The organism is Veillonella sp. AF36-20BH (assembly GCF_003602765.1).
GTDB lineage: Bacteria > Bacillota > Negativicutes > Veillonellales > Veillonellaceae > Veillonella > Veillonella hominis.
Genome location: NZ_QTLR01000016.1, coordinates 1 through 1,190 on the forward strand (window position 1 = coordinate 1; position 1,190 = coordinate 1,190).

A 1,190-nucleotide genomic window follows, 5' to 3' on the forward strand; every position below is an offset into this window, starting at 1 on the left:
ATTAACCTTCGATTTCTGTTACTACGCCAGCGCCTACTGTATGGCCACCTTCGCGGATCGCAAAGCGAAGACCTTCTTCGATAGCGATTGGAGTAATCAATTCGATTTCCATTGTTACGTTATCGCCAGGCATACACATTTCTACACCTTCAGGAAGGTTTACAACACCTGTTACGTCTGTTGTACGGAAGTAGAATTGTGGACGGTAGTTGGAGAAGAATGGAGTATGACGACCACCTTCTTCTTTAGTCAATACGTATACTTCTGCTTTGAATTTTGTGTGTGGATTGATGGAACCTGGTTTAGCCAATACTTGACCACGTTCGATGTCTTTACGATCAACACCACGAAGCAATGCACCTACGTTGTCACCTGCTACTGCAGAATCCAACACTTTACGGAACATTTCAAGACCTGTTACTACGTATTGTTCAGCTTTTTCTTTCAAGCCTACTACTTCAACAGTATCACCAACGTTTACTTGACCACGTTCAACACGGCCAGTTGCTACTGTACCACGACCAGTGATTGTGAAAACATCTTCCACAGGCATCAAGAATGGTTTATCAGTGTCACGAACTGGTGTTGGGATGTAGGAGTCTACAGCGTCCATCAATTCGTCAATTTTAGCTACATATTGAGCATCGCCTTCCAAAGCTTTCAACGCGGAACCTACAACGATAGGTACTTCGTCGCCAGGGAATTCGTAGGAAGAAAGAAGTTCACGAACTTCCATTTCTACCAATTCGATCAATTCTTCATCGTCAACCATGTCAGCTTTGTTCAAGAATACTACGATTGCAGGAACACCAACTTGGCGAGCCAACAAGATGTGTTCGCGAGTTTGAGGCATAGGGCCGTCAGCTGCGGATACAACCAAGATAGCGCCGTCCATTTGAGCCGCACCAGTAATCATGTTTTTAACATAGTCAGCATGGCCTGGGCAGTCAACGTGTGCATAGTGACGGTTAGCAGTTTCATACTCAACGTGTGCAGTGTTGATTGTGATACCGCGTTCACGTTCTTCTGGAGCTTTATCGATCATGCTGTAATCTTGGAAGTCAGCTTGACCTTTTTCAGCCAATACTTTAGTGATTGCAGCAGTCAAAGTAGTTTTACCATGGTCAACGTGACCGATTGTACCGATGTTAACATGCGGTTTCGTACGTTCAAATTTTTCTTTTGCCATT

Annotated in this window: 1 protein-coding gene; it reads right to left on the minus strand. The window is 44.3% G+C overall.

Annotated elements, in window-relative coordinates:
- Nucleotide 1: 1 nt before the first annotated feature.
- On the minus strand, nucleotides 2–1,189 hold the full coding sequence (gene tuf / locus DW000_RS09745; protein ID WP_012864763.1) for an elongation factor Tu: 1,188 nt from the start codon (nucleotides 1,187–1,189) through the stop codon (nucleotides 2–4).
- Nucleotide 1,190: the final 1 nt, after the last annotated feature.